This window comes from Achromobacter sp. ACRQX, assembly GCF_022346505.1.
GTDB lineage: Bacteria > Pseudomonadota > Gammaproteobacteria > Burkholderiales > Burkholderiaceae_B > Achromobacter > Achromobacter animicus.
Genome location: NZ_JAKRML010000010.1, coordinates 128646 through 145519, shown reverse-complemented (window position 1 = coordinate 145519; position 16874 = coordinate 128646). Strand labels below are relative to the sequence as shown.

At 66.5% G+C, this 16874-nt stretch carries 16 protein-coding genes; 9 read left to right on the top strand and 7 right to left on the bottom strand.

The genetic code is table 11. The features are described 5' to 3' along the window. Window positions 1–20 precede the first annotated feature (20 nt). Entirely contained in the window at window positions 21–1271 is a 1251-nt protein-coding gene (locus MHZ91_RS11945; RefSeq protein ID WP_239213736.1) for a HAMP domain-containing sensor histidine kinase, read from the top strand. On the opposite strand, the gene MHZ91_RS11940 is transcribed toward MHZ91_RS11945, so the two are convergent. The 3 genes from MHZ91_RS11940 to MHZ91_RS11930 all read right to left on the bottom strand — a co-directional run bounded on the left by MHZ91_RS11940 (window position 1268) and on the right by MHZ91_RS11930 (window position 5270). Further along, entirely contained in the window at window positions 1268–3598 is a 2331-nt protein-coding gene (locus MHZ91_RS11940; RefSeq protein ID WP_239213734.1) for a TonB-dependent siderophore receptor, read from the bottom strand. The genes MHZ91_RS11945 and MHZ91_RS11940 overlap by 4 nt on opposite strands. Before the next feature lie 181 nt (window positions 3599–3779). Then, window positions 3780–4247, bottom strand: coding sequence for a MarR family winged helix-turn-helix transcriptional regulator (locus tag MHZ91_RS11935; RefSeq protein ID WP_239213733.1), 468 nt, complete (start codon window positions 4245–4247; stop codon window positions 3780–3782). Continuing rightward, window positions 4248–5270: an NADP-dependent oxidoreductase gene (locus tag MHZ91_RS11930; protein WP_239213732.1), complete on the bottom strand. Its 1023-nt coding sequence runs from the start codon at window positions 5268–5270 to the stop codon at window positions 4248–4250. An 85-nt stretch (window positions 5271–5355) separates the two neighbouring features. On the opposite strand from MHZ91_RS11930, the gene MHZ91_RS11925 reads away from it, so the two are divergent. The 8 genes from MHZ91_RS11925 to MHZ91_RS11890 all read left to right on the top strand — a co-directional run bounded on the left by MHZ91_RS11925 (window position 5356) and on the right by MHZ91_RS11890 (window position 13598). Continuing rightward, entirely contained in the window at window positions 5356–5865 is a 510-nt protein-coding gene (locus MHZ91_RS11925; protein WP_370647802.1) for a MaoC family dehydratase, read from the top strand. A 27-nt stretch (window positions 5866–5892) separates the two neighbouring features. After that, window positions 5893–7059, top strand: coding sequence for an acyl-CoA dehydrogenase family protein (locus MHZ91_RS11920; protein ID WP_239213730.1), 1167 nt, complete (start codon window positions 5893–5895; stop codon window positions 7057–7059). Window positions 7060–7154: 95 nt separating this feature from the next. Then, entirely contained in the window at window positions 7155–8351 is a 1197-nt protein-coding gene (locus MHZ91_RS11915) for a CaiB/BaiF CoA-transferase family protein (protein ID WP_239213729.1), read from the top strand. Window position 8352: 1 nt separating this feature from the next. Beyond that, entirely contained in the window at window positions 8353–9126 is a 774-nt protein-coding gene (locus MHZ91_RS11910; protein WP_239213728.1) for an enoyl-CoA hydratase/isomerase family protein, read from the top strand. An 11-nt stretch (window positions 9127–9137) separates the two neighbouring features. Further along, window positions 9138–10025 carry a CoA ester lyase gene (locus MHZ91_RS11905; RefSeq protein WP_239213727.1) on the top strand — a complete coding sequence of 296 codons (888 nt, stop codon included), beginning with the start codon at window positions 9138–9140 and terminating at the stop codon, window positions 10023–10025. Window positions 10026–10120: 95 nt separating this feature from the next. Next, window positions 10121–11098, top strand: coding sequence for a tripartite tricarboxylate transporter substrate binding protein (locus MHZ91_RS11900; RefSeq protein WP_239213726.1), 978 nt, complete (start codon window positions 10121–10123; stop codon window positions 11096–11098). Between the two features lie 239 nt (window positions 11099–11337). Next, window positions 11338–12501, top strand: a complete 1164-nt coding sequence (locus tag MHZ91_RS11895) for a DUF1624 domain-containing protein (protein ID WP_239213724.1) — start codon at window positions 11338–11340, stop codon at window positions 12499–12501. Between the two features lie 8 nt (window positions 12502–12509). Then, complete coding sequence (locus MHZ91_RS11890) at window positions 12510–13598, top strand: porin (protein ID WP_239213722.1); 1089 nt, start codon at window positions 12510–12512, stop codon at window positions 13596–13598. A 7-nt stretch (window positions 13599–13605) separates the two neighbouring features. Here MHZ91_RS11890 and MHZ91_RS11885 read toward each other — a convergent pair whose 3' ends face one another. Genes MHZ91_RS11885 through MHZ91_RS11870 form a run of 4 tightly spaced genes read right to left on the bottom strand, consistent with a single transcriptional unit; the run spans window position 13606 to window position 16820 of the window. Beyond that, complete coding sequence (locus MHZ91_RS11885; protein ID WP_239213720.1) at window positions 13606–14574, bottom strand: ABC transporter substrate-binding protein; 969 nt, start codon at window positions 14572–14574, stop codon at window positions 13606–13608. A gap of 26 nt (window positions 14575–14600) precedes the next feature. Continuing rightward, a complete protein-coding gene (locus MHZ91_RS11880; protein WP_175121444.1) occupies window positions 14601–15446 on the bottom strand; it encodes an ABC transporter permease in 846 nt (281 codons plus the stop codon). Further along, entirely contained in the window at window positions 15443–16240 is a 798-nt protein-coding gene (locus MHZ91_RS11875) for an ABC transporter ATP-binding protein (protein ID WP_175136445.1), read from the bottom strand. Before MHZ91_RS11875 ends, MHZ91_RS11880 begins: the two co-directional genes overlap by 4 nt. Before the next feature lie 22 nt (window positions 16241–16262). Continuing rightward, complete coding sequence (locus MHZ91_RS11870) at window positions 16263–16820, bottom strand: carboxymuconolactone decarboxylase family protein (protein ID WP_175121445.1); 558 nt, start codon at window positions 16818–16820, stop codon at window positions 16263–16265. Window positions 16821–16874: the final 54 nt, after the last annotated feature.

Genomic DNA, 16874 nt, shown 5'->3' with positions numbered 1-16874 from the left:
GCGGGCTGGCGCGCCATCTTGTGTTGACCTATGTCGCGCTGGCGCTGCTGGTGGCGGGCCTGCTGACCTGGTTGTCGGTGTGGAGCGTCGGCAAGCTGGAGGCGCATCTTCAGCGCATCGACATGGGCATGGCGGTGGAGCGGGTGCGGGGCGATTTCCTGGCGGGCATCGACCCCGGGCGGCCCAACCGCTTCTTTCATGGCGATCCGGGAAGCAGGGCGTTTCCCGATTGGCTGCGGCCGCTGAAACCGGGCTTTCACAAGATCGAGCGCAACGATCGTGTGTGGCATGTGATGGTCGACGACTTCGAGGGCCAGCGCTACATGCTGCTGCGCGACTACACCGAGTACGAGCAGAACCAGTCGGCGTCGCACTGGACCGCAGTGACGGGACTGGCGGCCAGCCTGGCGCTGGCGTTCGTCCTGGGCATCCTGGCCACGCGGCGTCTGCTGCGTCCGCTTGCGCGGCTGGCTGCCCAGGTCAATACGCGCGGCGCGCAGCCGCCGCAGACCCGGCTGGCCGAAGACTATCCGCCGGACGAGATCGGCCAGCTTGCGGCGGCCTTCGACTCGACCTACAACCAGCTCGAACAGGCGCTCAGGCGCGAGCAGCTCTTCACGGCCGACGTGGGGCACGAGTTGCGTACGCCGCTGATGGTGATCTCCAGTTCCTGCGAACTTCTGCGCGAGGAGCAGACGCTGGACGAGGCGGGACAGGCGCGCCTTGTCCGCATCGAGGCGGCGGCGGCCGACATGGGCGAGCGGCTGGACACCTACCTGATGCTGGCGCGCGGCGGCGACGCGGCCGGCCTGTTTCCGCGCGAAAGCGCCGCGGACATCGCGCGCGGTCAGTTGGCCGCCTGGTCGCCGGTGGCGCAGCGGCGCGGCATGCAGTTGACGCTGAACGCATCGGGTGCGCCGGAAGCGGCCTTGCTGTTTCCCGCGCCGCTGCTGCGCGCGGTGCTGTCCAACCTGATTCGCAATTCGCTTCAGTACGCTGGCCCGCAGGCCAACATCGTCGTCACGGCAGGGCCCGATTACGTTCAGGTGAACGACAACGGTCCCGGCATTCCGGTGGAACGGCAGGCTTCCATCTTCAACCCCTTCGTACGTGGCGATCAGCCGGACGACGGCAATCTGGGGCTGGGCTTGTCGTTGGTGCAGCGCATCTGCGAGCACCAGGGCTGGCGCGTGTCGCTTCAGTCGCGCCCCGGGCAGGGGAGCCAGTTCCGGGTGGACCTGGCCGGCCCCGCGCCGGCCCCTGCGGGTTAGAACGCGACGTCGGCCGTGAACAATGCCGTGCGTCCCGCGCCCGGCACCCCGTACAGCTGGAAGCCATCCAGCGAGGCCCCGATGCGGCTGTAATAGAACTTGTTGAACAGGTTGTCCACGTTCACCCCCAGCGTCACGTTCTTGTTCAGCCGGTAGCGCGCCGCCACAGAATGCAGCCAATAAGAGGGCGCCTTCTCGTTGTCGCGGACCCAGACCGGATGCGTGCCGTACGGACCGGATACGGTGGAACTGTTGTTGTTCTTGCCGCCGACGTACTTGTTGTCCGTGTAGCGCCGCTTGCCCACGTACTGCGCACCATAGCTCAGCGACAGGTCTTCCGTGGCCGCGTAGGTGGCCCACAGGTTGAACGTCAGGTCCGGCACGTTCTTGGCTTCTTCGCCCTGGTTCGCGCCCTTGGTGATGCGGCTCTTCATGGCGCTGACGCCGGCAAAGGCGGACCAGCGCGGCGTGATGTTGCCCGACAGGCCCAGCTCGATCCCGTCCACGCGCTTGGCGGGCAGGGCGCGCACGACGTCCGTGGCGTCGTCGCCGTATTCCCATGAGTCCGTCAGTTCTGTGCGGAAGATGGCGCCCGTCAACGACAGGTCACCGCCCGCCACGTCCCACTTCGTGCCCAGTTCCCACGTGCGGGCGACGGCCGGCTTGTAGGTGTCGGAACCGGTGGCGCCGTAGATGTTGTTGTTGGTGGATGCGCCCATCGCCGACGGTTGCGCGGCCTGGCTGTATGACACGTAGACGCTGCCGTTCTCCACGGGCTTGTACGTCAGGCCGACGCGGCCGCTGAAGGCGCCGTCGGTGACACGTTGCGTGGCGGCGCCCGCCGTTTGCGTGACGCGGTAGCGGTCGTAACGCAAGGCGCCTTGCAGCATCCATTGCGGGTTGAAGGTCACGGTGTCCGCGGCGTACAGGCCGGCATTGAAGACTTCGGCCTTGTTTCCCGAATCGCCCTTCAGCGTATCCACGCCGCCCATGTCCACGCCGCCGGTGTTGCGCAGGTCGAGCACGGGATTCACGGACGGGGCGCGGATCGTACGCGCATGGTCGCCGTAGGTTTCCTTGTAGAACTCCACGCCCGTCACCACGGCATGCTTGATGCCGCCGGTATGGAAGTCGAGGTTCAGGTTGGTCTGGTTGGCCAGGATGGTGTAGCGCTTGGACGTGCCGAAGTCGTTGCCGCGCAATTGGGCATAGGGCGAGGGATCGCGCAGCGGCGTGAAACCGCTGTACGAGGCAATGCCGTCTGCGCTCTGCACCAACGGGCCGGCGCCCACATAGCCGTATGAAGTGCGCGACGTGGAATTGAAGCGCGCGGGGGCCAGCACGCCGATGCGGTCGGTCTGCTGCCAGCGGCTGATGTTGGTCACGCGCGCCGCACGGGTGAAGTCATGCTCGACCTTCATCGTTGCCTGATCGGTGCGCGTCTGCTCCGTGTACAGGCCGGGGTCGCCGTACCAGGCATTGCGCGCTACGTTGGGCATCCGCTTGCCGCCCGTGCCGCGCTGGATCGGCACGCCGCCGTCGGGAATGTTGTCGTCTTCCTGATGCAGGTAGTTCACGGTGACACGGGTGGGCGAACCCAGGCCCATTGCCAGCGAGGCCGCGACGCCAGATCGGTCAAACTCCGTCACGTCGCGCTCGGCCACGCCGTTGTGATGGCGCATGAGGTTGACGCGCAGGGCGGCGCTGTCGGACAGCTCCTGGTTCAGGTCCGCGGTGATGCGCCGGTAATGATCCGTGCCCAGTCCGCCGGACAGCTTGTAGAACGAGCCCAGTCGCGCTTCCTTGCTGGCCAGGTTGACGCTCCCGCCGACGGCCGAGATGCCGGATTCGATGGAGCCCGTGCCCTTGAAGACCTCGGCCTGTTCGAGGTTGAAGATGTCAGTGCGGCTGGACAGGCCCGCGTCGCGGATGCCGTCCACGGTAATGCTTTGCTCCGCGGAAAACCCGCGGATCGTGAACATGTCGCCCCAGCCGAGATTGCCTTCGCCCGAACTGAACGTGATGCCCGGCACGTTGCGCAGCACGTCCTGCAGGCTCTTGGCCTGCTGCTCTTCGAGCACCGCGCGCGGCACGACGGTGATGCTTTGCGGGGTGTCGAGCAGCGGCTCGGTGAACTTGCCGGACTGCACGCGATCCGCCTTGAAGGGCGGGGCATCGGCCTGCACGGTGACTGGCGCCAGCAGTACGGCGTTGTCCGCCGGGGGCGTCTGGCCGTGGACCTGCGTGGAGGCGGCGGCGCCCAGCGCCATGCCCAAGGTTTTCAGGGCGAACGCGCCCTGGGTGTGTGTTTTTTGTTGTTGCGCCATGGCGATCTTGAGTGCCTCAATGAGAATCGTTCCGGATTCTAGGGAGGCGTGTCTCAAGATCCTGTTAAGACGGCGCTGATAAGACGATCCTGCAATTGCAATCGTGGCAAGCGGCGGCGAAGAGGCGCAAGCGTGAAGGGCGGCGGCGCGCTGCGCCAACCGCACGGAATATGCGCGTCGCTCACATGCGCGATGTATCGAAGGCGAGCAGATTGCGTTTGACGATGCCCAGCATGTCGGCAAGCTGGTGACGCTGTTCGGCATTGAGCCCCTGCAGGATCGCTTCGCTCATGACGTCGCTCTTGACCCGCATGCGCTCGATCATGGCGCGGCCTTCGGGCGTCAGCAGCACGAGCTTCGTGCGGCGGTCCTGATCGTCGGCGCCACGCCGCACGAAACCAAGCGCCTCAAGCCGGTCGACCAGCCCGCCCAACGCCGCGCGTCCTAAATCCAGCACGTCGGCCAGATCGCTTTGGGACATGCCGTCATGGCGCGACAGGTGCGCCATGACCCACCACTGCGACCGCGTGATGCCCTCGGGCTTCATGACCTCGTCGAATACCTTGCGGCGCAGCCGCGAGACGTCGTGCATCAGAAAACCCAGGCGCTGGTCCCAGTTTTCCGCGTGTGTTGCAACCTTCTTGGCCATTCAGGCATCCTCCAGCCGGATCAGGCGTTTACCCATGTTCTTGCCCTGGTACAGATCGGCGATCGATCCCGGCGCGGCTTCAATGCCGTCCAGGATCTCCTCGCGATACCGCAGCTTGCCCTCGCGCACCATCGGGGCGAGCGCGGCGATGGCTTCCTCGTAGCGGTGCTCATAGTCCCACACCAGGAAGCCCTGCATGCGCGCGGCCTTGTTGAGCAGGTGCCGTTCGATGCGCGGGCCTTGGGGCCAGGGGTCCCAACTGCTGACGGACGCCGTGCCGCAGATCACGATGCGCGCGTGCCGGTTGATCAGCGGATGGACCGCGTCGCTGATGCGCCCGGCCGTGTTGTCGAAGTACACGTCGACGCCGCCGGGGCAGGCGTCGGACAACGCTTGTTCAAGGCCGGGCGCATGATAATCCAGCGCGGCGTCGTACCCGAAGGCCTCCACGCACAGGCGCACCTTGTCTTCGCCGCCGGCGATGCCCACGGCGCGGCACCCCTGATGTCGCGCCAGTTGGCCGACGACAGAACCCACGGCACCCGCTGCGGTGGACACGACGACGGTCTCGCCGGCCTTGGGTTCACCGCAGGCATTCAGCGCGAAATAGGCGGTGATGCCATTCAGGCCCAGCACGCCCAGCGACAGCGAAAGCGGCAGGTCGGTTTCCCGGACCTGGCGGCGAATCGCCTTGCCGTCCGTGACGGCGTAGTCCTGCCAGCCGAGCAGGCCCATGACCAGGCTGCCTTCCGGATAGCGCGGATTGCGCGAGGCCACGACCCGGCCCGCGGAAAACGCGCGCATGACTTCGCCGATGCCGACCGGCTCCGAGTAATTGGCCACGGCGTTCACCCACCCGCGCATCGCGGGGTCCACCGACAGGAACTGATTGCGCACCAGCACTTCGCCGTCCTTGAGTTCGGGCAGGGGCGCGCTGCGGATCTCGAAATGTTCGGCCTGAGGAATGCCCAGCGGGCGGGCTTTCAGGACGACTTGGCGGTTGATGGCGGGGCTGGCGGGCATGGGATGTCTCCTCGGGTTGTTCCCAATATTGTATGCACACATACAGTATGTTAGCGTTCAGTTTAGCGTAACCGGCATGGTCCCCATGCCAAGACGGGACAGTATCCCGCGAGCGCGCAAGGAGACAACGATGGCCGGGTTGTATTTCGAGCAATTCCACGTCGGACAGCACTTCACGCACGATGTGCGGCGCACGGTCACCGAGACCGACAACGTGCTGTTCACCACCATGACCTTGAACCCCGCAGCAATCCACCTGGATGCGGAGTACGCGAAGTCCACTGAGTTTGGCCGGCCGCTGGTCAACAGCGCCTTCACGCTGGGGTTGATGGTCGGGATCTCGGTTGGCGACACCACGCTGGGCACGACGGTCGGGAACCTGGGTTGGGATGAGGTGCGCTTTCCGTCGCCGGTATTTGCCGGCGACACCTTGCGCGTGGAATCCGAGGTGCTGGAGCTGCGCGAGAGCCGGTCACGGCCGGAGAACGGCATCGTCGTCTTCGGTCATCGCGCCTTCAATCAGCGCAACGAACTGGTGGCGACCTGCCGGCGCGTGGCCCTGATGCTGCGCCAGCCGGCCGCGCGCGCCGCTTGACCCTTCCATTTTTCCGAGAGTTAGCCCATGGACTTTTCGCTGACTGACGATCAGGCGGCCATCCGCCATGCGGTGCAGGACCTGTGCGCCGGGTTTGACGACGATTACTGGACCCGCAAGGACAAGGAGGGCGGCTTTCCCGAGGATTTCTATGCCGCCATGGCGGGCGCCGGCTGGCTGGGCGTGGCGATGCCTACCGAATACGGTGGCGCGGGCCTGGGCATCCTGGAAGCGGCGCTGATGATGGAGACGGTGGCGGCGTCCGGCGCGGGCATGTCCGGCGCGTCGGCCATCCACATGAACGTGTTCGGCCTGCACCCGGTGGTGGTGCATGGCAGCGACGCGCAGCGCGCTCGCTGGTTGCCCCCCATCATCAGCGGCGAGCAGAAGGCCTGCTTTGGCGTCACCGAGCCCAATACGGGACTGAACACGCTCAAGCTGCGCACGCTGGCCGTGCGCCAGGGCGACCGTTACGTCGTCAACGGCCAGAAGATCTGGATTTCCACGGCGCAGGTGGCCAGCAAGATCCTGCTGCTGGCGCGCACCACGCCGCTGGATCAGGTCAAGGAGCCGACGCAGGGCCTGAGCCTCTTCTATACCGATCTGGACCGCACCCGCATCAGCGTGCGCGAGATCGAAAAGCTGGGGCGCAAGGCCGTGGATTCCAACGAGCTCTTCATCGATGGGCTGGAAGTGCCGGTCGAAGACCGCATCGGCGAGGAGGGCAAGGGGTTCTCGTACATCCTGCATGGCCTGAATCCTGAGCGGGTGCTGCTGGCGGCCGAGGCCACCGGTCTGGGCCGTGCGGGCTTGAGGCGGGCCGCGGCCTATGCGGGCGAGCGCGTCGTGTTCGACCGGCCCATCGGCCAGAACCAGGGCGTGCAGCATCCGCTGGCCGAGCGCTGGGTGGAGCTGGAAGCGGCCGAGCTGCTGTTCCGCCGCGCCGCGTGGATGTATGACCAGGGCCTGCCGTGCGGCGCCGAGGCCAACGCGGCAAAGTTCTTCTGCGCCGAGGCGGGCTTCCGGGCGTGCGAGACCGCGGTGCTGACGCACGGCGGCATGGGCTACGCGAAGGAATACCACGTGGAACGGTACTTCCGCGAAGCCATGCTGCCGCGCATCGCACCCGTGTCGCCGCAGCTGATTCTTTGCTACATCGCCGAGAAGGTGCTGGGATTGCCGAAGTCGTACTGAACGTCGTACAGCGCGCGGGCAGGACCCCGTCCGAGGTCCGCGCCAGTGCCGCGCACCAAGGCGCGGCAAACACATACACACGGGAGACGGACGCGATGGATGCGTTGAAAGGTTTACGGGTGGTGGACTTTTCCAAGGTGCTGGCCGGGCCGTTGTGCACGCAGTACCTGGGCGACATGGGCGCCGAGGTCATCAAGGTCGAGCCGCTCAAGGGCGACGACACGCGGCGCTGGCCGCCGTTCCGGCAGGCTGACGGCACCGTGTTCCTGAGCGTGAATCGCAACAAACGCAGCATCGCGCTGGACCTGAAGTCGCCGGAAGGACGCGAGGCCGCGCAAAGACTGATCGCCACCGCCGACATCGTGGTCGAGAGTTTCGGGCCGGGCGTCGCCGGCCGCCTGGGCATCGACTACGCCAGCGCGGCGGCGCTGCGGCCCGACGTGGTCTATTGCAGCATCTCGGGCTTTGGCGGCAAGGGGCCGCTGCGCCGCGGCAAGGGCTACGACGTCATCCTGCAGGCGTTCTGCGGCATGATGTCGATCACCGGCGAGGAGGACGGACCCGCCATCCGCAGCCCCATCTCGCCCATCGACCAGGCCACGGGCATGCACGCCGCCACCGGCATTCTGGCCGCTGTGGTGCGGCGGCTGCGCACAGGCAAGGGCTGCCAGGTCGAGGCGTCGCTGTTCGACACGTCCGTGGGCTTCATGGGCTACGTCATGCAGAGCTACTGGGAGCGCGGCACTGAACCCCGTCGTTGGGGCTCCGCGCACGAATCGCTGTGTCCGTATCAGGTCTTCGACGCCAGCGACCGTCCCTTGCTGCTGGGCGTGGCGAACGATTCCCTGTGGCGCACCTTCTGCGACGAGGTCGGCAAGCCTGAGCTGGCGACGGACCCGCGATACGCCACGAACGCGGATCGTGTGCGCAACCGGCCCGAGGTGCTGGCACTGGTGGCGCAGATAATGCGCGAGGACACGCGGGACGGATGGATCGAGCGGCTGGCGCAGGCCGGCATTCCCTGCGCGCCCATCCAGGCGGTGGGCGAAGTGTTGGCGCACGAACACATGGCCGCCAGCGAAATGATCTACCGCTTTGCGGATTCGGCGCACGGCGAACTGAACGTGGTGTCGCAGCCGCTGCGGTTTGACGGCGAACGGCCCAAGCCCACATCGCCGCCGCCTAAGGTCGGCCAGCACACGCGGCAGGTCCTGACGGAACTCGGCTATGACGAGGCGGCGATACAGCGCCATCTGGACGCGGTGGCGCCCACGGCTGGGGAGGCGGCCTGACATGTCGATCGACTTTCATGTGGAAGACGGCATTGCGCTGATCACCATCAACCGGCCCGAGAAAAGCAATGCGCTCGACCATGCGCACTACGAAGCGCTGTCGCAGGCCTGGCAGCGGGTACGTGACGAGGACGCGATCCGCGTGGCGGTGATCACCGGCGCGGGCGAGAAATCCTTCTGCGCGGGGGCGGATCTGAAGTCCTTTGTCGGCGCGCCGCCCAGCCTGGGGGCGCTGATGAACACGCAACAAGGCCAACTGCTCAATCGCGGGCTGGAAGTCTGGAAGCCCGTGGTGGCCGCCGTCAACGGCTACTGCCTGGGCGGGGGTATGACGCTGCTGCTGGCCACCGACCTGCGCGTGTGCGTGCCGACGGCGACGTTCGGCTTGACGGAAGTGCAGCGCGGCGTGTTTCCGGCCAACGGCGGCACACAGCGCGTGGCGCAGCAGCTTCCGCACGCCATCGCCATGGAAATGCTGCTGCTGGGCGACGCGTTCGACGCCGATGCCGCGAACCGGTGGGGGCTGGTGAACCGGGTGGTGCCGCGCGATGAACTGATGCCGGCAGCCATGTCCTATGCGCGCCGTCTGGCCGCCAATGCGCCGTTGGCTGTGCAGGCCGCCAAGGAACTGGCGTTGCGCAGCCGGGACGCGGACCTGGCCACCGGCCTGCGGATGGAGCAGCTGTTTTTGCGCCTGCTGCAGGACTCGGAAGATGTCACGGAAGGCAGGCAGGCGTTCGCCGAACGGCGCGCGCCCCGATTTCAAGGACGGTGAGGAGCAAGGATATGGCGTTGAGATCGTTGTTGTTCGTTCCCGGGGACAGCGAGCGCAAGCTCGCCAAAGCCCCAGCCAGCGGCGCGGACGCGCTGATCCTGGATCTGGAGGACGCGGTGGACGCGGCGCGGCTGCCGGTCGCGCGCGGCATGGTGCGCGAGTACCTGGCGGCGCGTCCGGCGTCGGGGCCCACATCCGGTCCCGAGCTTTGGGTGCGCATCAATCCGCTGGATTCGGGATTGGCGCTGGATGATCTGGCGGAAGTAATCCGGGGCCGCCCGGACGCAATCCTGCTGCCCAAAGGGCAGGGGGCGCCGGACATCGTTGTGCTGGACCACTATCTGTCGGCGCTGGAAGTGCGCGAGGGCCTGCCGCCCGGCGGCATCGGCATCATGCCCGTCGCCACCGAGACGGCCGGCGCGATGTTCAACCTGGGCGGCTATGCCGGATGCAGCCCGCGGCTGCGCGGCCTGACGTGGGGCGCGGAGGATCTGGCCGCCGTTCTGGGCGCGGCCAGCAACCGGCGCGAGGATGGCGAATACGACCTGACCTATGAACTGGCGCGCTCGTTGTGCCTGCTCGGCGCGACGGCGGCCGGCGTGCCCGCCATTGACACGATCTGGGGCAACTTCCGCGACGCGGAAGGGCTGCAACGGGATGCGGCGCGGGCGCGGCGCGCGGGCTTCACGGGCAAGATCGCCATTCACCCCGATCAGGTGGCGCCCATCAACCAGGCGTTCACGCCCGACCCGGCGGACGTGGCGCGGGCGCGGCGCATCGTGCAGGCCTTCGAGGATGCGCCGGGGGTGGGCACCTTGCAGCTCGATGGCGAAATGCTGGATCGCCCGCATCTCAAGCAGGCCCTTCGCATCCTGGCCAGCGCGCCGGCAGGCGGCTGACAAGCGCAAAAAACCGCAGGATCCGCGGCGGTTCCGCCGCAGCCACTTATCGCGACCGCCCGGCACAGGCGCGGCGCGCCACCAAGGAGACTGACATGTTGCGTGATGTGTTCAAGCCGCTGTGCGCGGCGGCGTTGCTTGCGTGCGGCCTGACGGGGCCTGCCGCGCAGGCGGCGGATTATCCGAATCAACCGGTGAAGCTGGTCACGGCATTCGGGGCGGGCAGCGCCAGCGACATCGTCGCGCGGCTGATCGCCGAGCGGTTGCAGGCCGCGCTGGGACAGCCCGTGATCGTCGAGAACCGGCCCGGCGCTTCGGGCCAGGTGGCCACGGATCTGGTCGCGCGCGCCCAGCCGGACGGCTACACGATCATGCTGGCCACCAACACCACGCATTCCTCCAATCCGCATCTATACAAGAGCCTGCGCTACAACCCCGTCAAGGACTTCACGCCGCTGGTGCAGGTGTGCAATTTTCCGTTCGTGCTGGCCGTCAGCGCCAAGCTGCCGGTCAGCAGCGTCGACGACCTGCTGCGCTACGGCAAGGCCAATCCGGGCAGCCTGAATTACGCCTATGGCAACAGCACCGGCCAGATCTCGGCTGCGTCGTTCGACAAGCTGACCGGCCTGGGGGCGACGGCCGTGCCCTACAAGAGCACGCCGCAGGCAATGACGGACATCATCGGCGGGCGCGCCACGTTCATGTTCGTGGATCTGGCGTCGGCGGCCGCGCACATCCAGGCCGGCACGCTCAAGGCCCTGGCGGTGTCTACAGAGAAGCGCAGCGCGCTTGCGCCCAATCTGCCCAGCGTGTCCGAAGCGCTGGCACAACCGGGCTTCGACCTGGCCGCGTGGGTGGGCATCTTTGGCCCCGCGAAACTTCCGGCGCCCATCGCGCAGCGGCTGGGCGACGAACTCTACAAGATCGTGTCCGCGCCGGAGTTCAAGCAGAAGCTGACACAGATGGGCGCGGAGCCCACACCGGCGCAGGCGTCGGCATTCGGACCGTTTGTCGTGCAGCAGGAAAAGGTGTGGGGCGACAAGGTCAGGCAGGCGGGGATTCAGGCGGAATAGCGGGATCCGGCGGGCAGGGCGGGTGGCAAGCCTGCAACCCGCAGCAAGGAGGGCCGTTCTTTGCGACGGCCCTTTGCATTTGGAACGCTTCGGATCTCCCGGCCGAGCGCAGGCCCAATTCAGTCAGGCACCATTATTGTCTTGGAATAGTAATGTTATTACATTACTATTCTGGCTTTTTTCGCGCGGCGCGCCGCCCGGCGTGCCACCAGCATTTCAAGCATCTCCAGCATTCCTCCATGGCTTCTCTCATTTCCCCTCCCGCCGCCACCCGGCTGCGGTCCGTCGACGCGCTGCGCGGCCTGGTCATCGTCATCATGCTGCTCGACCACGTGCGCGAAACCTTTTTCCTGCATCACCAGGTCGGCGACCCGATGGACGTGTCCGCCACGCCGGCGGACCTGTTTTTCTCGCGCCTGCTGGCGCATCTGTGCGCGCCGGTATTCGTGTTTTTGACGGGCCTGTCGGCCTGGCTGTATGGCGCGAAGGCCGGCGACCGCAGCGCCACGGCGGCGTTTCTGGCAAAGCGGGGCGCATTCTTGATCGCGCTCGAAGTCATCGTCGTGAACTTCGCGTGGACCTTCCAGTTTCCGCCGTCCGTCGTGTATCTGCAGGTGATCTGGGTGATCGGCCTGTCCATGCTGTCGCTGGCGGCCTTGCTGTGGCTGCCGCGCTGGGCGCTCATTGTCGTGGGCGTGGTGCTGGTCGCCGGCCATAACGCGCTGGATGCCGTGCACTTTGCCGCGGGCCACGCGATGCACGTGCCGTGGGCGGTGCTGCATGATCGCGGCTGGATCGAAGTCAGCGACACGTTGCGCTTGCGCACGTCGTACCCGTTGCTGCCGTGGATCGGCGTGATTGCGCTGGGGTATGCGGCCGGACCGTGGTTCCAGCCGGGTTCGGATGCTGCCGAGCGCCAGCGCCGTTTGTGGACGGCCGGGCTGGCGGCGGTGGCGGGCTTTGTGGTCCTGCGTGCGATCAATGGCTACGGGCAGTCGCAGAAGTGGGCGGTACAGGATGACACGCTCCATACCGTCATGAGCTTTGTGAACATCACCAAATACCCGCCGTCGCTGATGTTCCTGCTGCTGACGCTGGGATTGGGACTGTGCTTGCTGGTCCTGATTGAACGCGCGCAATCGGCGGCCTGGGTCCGCGCGTTGTGCGTGTTTGGCGCGGCGCCCATGTTCTTCTATCTGCTGCACCTGTACGTCTTGAAGGCGCTGTACCTGGGCGGCGAAGCGATCTGGGGCCTGAACCAGGGCAAATACTTCGGCGTTGATGGCATGGCGTCGGTGTGGGTGATTTCGATCCTGCTGGCCGTGGCGCTGTTCTGGCCCGTGCGCTGGTTCGGACGCCTGAAGGCCGCGCGCCGCGATATCGCGTGGCTCAAGTACCTGTGAGGCAGGCGATGGCAGCACGCAAGTTTGCCGTGGGCGTCGCGGCATTGATGGCGCCATGGGCGGCCGACGCGCAGCAGAATGCGGTGACGCTGTATGGCGTCGTGGACCTGAGCATCGCGGGGTTTTCCACGCAAGAGCGCGGCACGGCCATCAACATGCAGTCGGGCGTGCAGTCCGGCTCGCGCTGGGGGCTGCGCGGCAGCGAAGACCTGGGCAACGGCCTGCGCGCGAACTTCCAGCTGGAAAGCGGCTTCCTGGCCAACAACGGCAATTCGGCGCAAGGCAGACGCCTGTTCGGCCGCGCGGCGTGGGTGGGCGTGTCGGGCGGTTTCGGCGATCTGCGGCTGGGGCGGCAGACCTCGGTCTCGTCCGCCACGCTGGCGGACTACGATGCGTTCCTGGCGTCGTACCTGATCACCGGCGCGCAGACCGCGCTGCTGCCGTACAACGCCAATCGCGCCGACAACACGGTGTCGTATTGGAGTCCATCCGTGGGCGGCCTGCGTGCGGGTGTGGATGCCAGCATGGATTACGACGGCGGCGGCGGATTCAAGACCGCGTCCACCAACAAGCTGTACAGCGCCGCCGTTGTGTTCGACCAGCCGGGCTATTCGATTGCCGCCACCTACGAAGGCGCGAGCTGGGCGGACGGGACGGTGCAATCGGCCGCCATGGTGAACGCCGGGGCCGACCGCCGGCCGTACGCGTACACGCTGGCGGGCCGCGCGACGGTTGACGCGTTCACGCTTTATGCCGGCTGGTCGGTGATGCGCAATGGTTCGACCATCCCGGCGGTGCCGTCACCCGGGCAGCGGGTGTACTTTCCGGGCAGCACGGTGCACGGCGTGATGGCGGGCGCCGCCTGGCGCACGGGCGCGAGCACCGTGATGGCATCTTGGCAGGGCAGCCTGCCGGGCGGTGGGGCGCTCGAGCGCGATGGCGCCACGCATTCCCAGCAGGTCTATTCGGCAGGCTACGTGTTTGACCTGTCCAAGCGCACCAACGTGTACGCCATCTACGGCTATATGCGGGGCGCCTGGGACGATCCGTCGTGGCATCAGTCCCAGTACGCGGTCGGCATGCGCCACCGCTTCTGACGAGGTATCAGTAGGCCTTCCCGGCAATCGAATCCGCATAACCGAGATCCAGCCATTTGCCATCGGCAGGGATGCGATCCAGATTGCCCAGGTCGATCTGGGTCTGGAGCGCGTCCTTCAAGGCCTGCTCGGGCACCGCCACGGAATCGGCGAAGACGCCATCGTCGATCAGGCGCTGCACCGACGCGCGCACGACGGCGGGATCCAGGTTGGGAAAGAGCTTCAGGCCGCTGGTCACGGCGGCGGCAGGGTCCTTGCGGATCGTCTTGAGCGCGCGGTCGATGCCGGAGACGAGCTTCTGCGAGACCTGGGGCGCAATATCCTGGCGCGTGGAGATGGCCGAGAACGTGTACGGGCCGATCTCGCGCGAGAACGCCGAAACCACCTTGAAGCCCTGGGCCTGCGCTTGGGATGCGCCCGGCTCGTAGAGCACCGCGCAATCGGCCTGGCCGGAACTGAGCGGGCCGATCTCGTTGCCCAGGGGCACTTCCAGCAGGTTCACGTCGCGCTTGGGGTCCAGGCCGGCGTTCTTGACCAGCTTGATGAACGCGGACGAACTGGTGGTCGGCATGGCGCCGGTGGCGATGGTGGCGCCTTTCAGGCTTTTGAAGCCGTCGAACGCGAAGGCGGGCTTGCAGGTCAGCCACACGCCCAGGCGGTTCAGCGTGCCGCCCACCACCTTGACGGGCGCGCCGCGGCCGAAGGAGATTGCGGTCCATTCGGGGCCGTGCAGGGAGAAGTCAGCACTCTTGGAGATGACGGCGGCCAGCGCGTTGGTAGACGACGACGCAACGTCGATGCGCACGTCCAGGCCTTCGTCCTTGAAGTAGCCGTGTTCCTCGGCGAAATACACCGGCAGGTAGAACACGGACTTGAACGCGGCCGAGACGACGGCCTTGTCATTGGCCATCGCCGACACGGACAGCAGGGAGGCAGCCGCGGCGGCGGCGATGCGCAGGGTGGTGCGGATTTTCATGGGTTTGCAGCGGCGCAATGTGCGCTTCACAGTTTGAATTGAGTGGCGTAGGTCTGGTCTTTCCAGCGCAGCAGGCGCTTTTCGGCGATGTCTACGCCGGCATACAGGACGAAGCCCAGCGCCATCAGCGAGAAGATGCCGACCCAGACCGTGTTCAGGTCATAGAGCGACGAGGCGACGAAGATGATGTGGCCCAGGCCGTACTTGGACGAGATGAATTCGCCCACGACCGTGCCCACCAGCGCGAAGCCGATGTTGATGCGGAACGTGGCGATGATGGCGGGCAGCGCCGACGGCACGACGACCTTGGCGAAGATCTGCCGTTTGGTGGCGCCCAGCGACACGAGCATCTTCTGGATGTCCGGGTCCGCGTCCTTGGCGGCCTGAAAGGCGGCCAGCAGCGCGACGATGGACGTCAGGGAAATCGACAGCGCCACCTTGGAAATCAGGCCCGTGCCGAACCACAGGATGACCAGCGGCGCGAACGCGATCTTGGGGACGCTGTTGATCGCGACCAGAAAAGGTTCGACCACCTTGGCGCCATAGGGCGAATACCATAGCGCCAGGCCCGGAATGGTGCCCACGACGGTGCCGACGACGAATCCAGCGGCCGACGCCCACAGCGTGTAGTTGGCGTGCTCCCAGAGTTCGCCGGACACGATCAGCTTCCAGCCTGCCTGCACCACGCCGGCCGGAGATCCGAACAGAAAGCCCGACACCGCGCCGGTGCGCACGGCGGCTTCCCACGCGCCAAACAGCACGGCAAGAATGAAAAGTTGCGTCGCCAGGACAGGAACGCGAAAACCCGGACGCGGGCGCGCGGGTGCGGGCGAAGCGACGCCCTGGGCAAGAGATGCGGAGGTCTGGGTCATGCGTGGGTGCCGTCCTTGCGGGCGGTCTGTATGTCGAGTTCCTGGCACAGCAGGTCGAAGTAGCCGGGAAAGCGGCTGTCGTGGCGCGCATGCAGCGGCGAGCGCGTGCCCAGCTCGATCCGGTGCTCGCTTTTCAGGCGGCCGGGGCGGGCGCTCAGGACGAAGATGCGCTCGGACAGCGCGATGGCCTCGTCGATGTCGTGGGTCACCAGCACTACGGTCTTGCCCTGCTTGCTGACCGTGTCGGCCAGCATCGATTCGAGGAACAGGCGGGTCTGGTAATCCAGCGCAGAAAAGGGTTCGTCCAGCAGCAGCACGTCCGGATCTGGCAGCAGCGTGCGCGCCAGGGCCACGCGTTGGCGCATGCCGCCGGACAGCGCCTTCGGATAGCTGTCCTGAAAGGGCAGCAGGCCGAAGGTGTCCAGGTACTCGCGGGCGCGTTCCACGGATTCGGCCTTGGGCGCGCCGCGGATTTCCAGGCCGACCAGGACGTTGTCCAGCACGGTGCGCCACGGCATCAGCAGGTCGCGCTGCAGCATGTAGCCGACGCGCCCGCGCAGGTTGGGCAACGGTCGGCCATCCAGCGCGATGGTGCCGGCGTCGTGTTCCAGAAGGCCGGTCAGGATGTTGAACAGCGTGGACTTGCCGCAGCCAGAAGGGCCGATGATGCTGACGAACTCGCCGCTGGCGGCGTTCAGGCTGATGTCGTCCAGGACCTGCACCGGGCCGGTGTCGGTGTGGAAGCGCTTGGAGAGATTGCGGATCTCAAGTTTCAGGGGTGGGGTAGGGCTCATGGCGAAACGACTGCACGCCGCCTCAAGCCGCGCCAGGCTCCAGTTCCAGCGCCACCACGTCTTCGTGCGGCACTTCCAACGCCTCGTTGAAGCGCTTGAAAAAGCTGCACAGTGCGATGCGGATGGTCAGCTCCACGATCTGTTCTTCGCTGAAGAACGATTGCAGCTTCGCGTAGAACGCATCGCTGACCTGCGCCGGCGTCAGCGTGACCAGCACCGCGTAGTCGCGCACCACCAGGTCTTTCTCGTCCAGGCCCGGCACCTGCGGTTCCAGCAGACGGTCGATGGCTTCCTGCGAGATGCCGTGCGCCGCCAGCTTGGGTGTGTGCAGCGTGACGCAGTAATGGCAGGCGTGTGCCTTGGACGCGGTCAGCAGCGCGATTTCCAGGTGGCGCGGCGAGATCAGCCCGTCTTCGCGCGACTGCACCAGGTACGAAAAGAAGTGCTTCAAGGCCGGCGGGCGGGGCGCGAACGCGCTCAGCATGTTCGCGTACGGGCCGTAGTCCTGCAGAAGCTGGTTGAAGAGTTGGGCGGTCGCGGGATCCAGCTTGGCGGGATCCAAAGGAGTGAGGCGTGACAAGGCAATTCCAGCGTAGGGAAGAAGAACGCTGGAATCCTAAGAGACATGCGGCCG

Coding starts and splice junctions, on each gene's coding strand:
- MHZ91_RS11940 (WP_239213734.1), bottom strand. CDS start 3,598: ATGGCGCAACAACAAAAAACACACACCCAGGGCGCGTTCGCCCTGAAA.
- MHZ91_RS11935 (WP_239213733.1), bottom strand. CDS start 4,247: ATGGCCAAGAAGGTTGCAACACACGCGGAAAACTGGGACCAGCGCCTG.
- MHZ91_RS11930 (WP_239213732.1), bottom strand. CDS start 5,270: ATGCCCGCCAGCCCCGCCATCAACCGCCAAGTCGTCCTGAAAGCCCGC.
- MHZ91_RS11925 (WP_370647802.1), top strand. CDS start 5,356: ATGCCAAGACGGGACAGTATCCCGCGAGCGCGCAAGGAGACAACGATG.
- MHZ91_RS11920 (WP_239213730.1), top strand. CDS start 5,893: ATGGACTTTTCGCTGACTGACGATCAGGCGGCCATCCGCCATGCGGTG.
- MHZ91_RS11915 (WP_239213729.1), top strand. CDS start 7,155: ATGGATGCGTTGAAAGGTTTACGGGTGGTGGACTTTTCCAAGGTGCTG.
- MHZ91_RS11910 (WP_239213728.1), top strand. CDS start 8,353: ATGTCGATCGACTTTCATGTGGAAGACGGCATTGCGCTGATCACCATC.
- MHZ91_RS11905 (WP_239213727.1), top strand. CDS start 9,138: ATGGCGTTGAGATCGTTGTTGTTCGTTCCCGGGGACAGCGAGCGCAAG.
- MHZ91_RS11900 (WP_239213726.1), top strand. CDS start 10,121: ATGTTGCGTGATGTGTTCAAGCCGCTGTGCGCGGCGGCGTTGCTTGCG.
- MHZ91_RS11895 (WP_239213724.1), top strand. CDS start 11,338: ATGGCTTCTCTCATTTCCCCTCCCGCCGCCACCCGGCTGCGGTCCGTC.
- MHZ91_RS11890 (WP_239213722.1), top strand. CDS start 12,510: ATGGCAGCACGCAAGTTTGCCGTGGGCGTCGCGGCATTGATGGCGCCA.
- MHZ91_RS11885 (WP_239213720.1), bottom strand. CDS start 14,574: ATGAAAATCCGCACCACCCTGCGCATCGCCGCCGCCGCGGCTGCCTCC.
- MHZ91_RS11880 (WP_175121444.1), bottom strand. CDS start 15,446: ATGACCCAGACCTCCGCATCTCTTGCCCAGGGCGTCGCTTCGCCCGCA.
- MHZ91_RS11875 (WP_175136445.1), bottom strand. CDS start 16,240: ATGAGCCCTACCCCACCCCTGAAACTTGAGATCCGCAATCTCTCCAAG.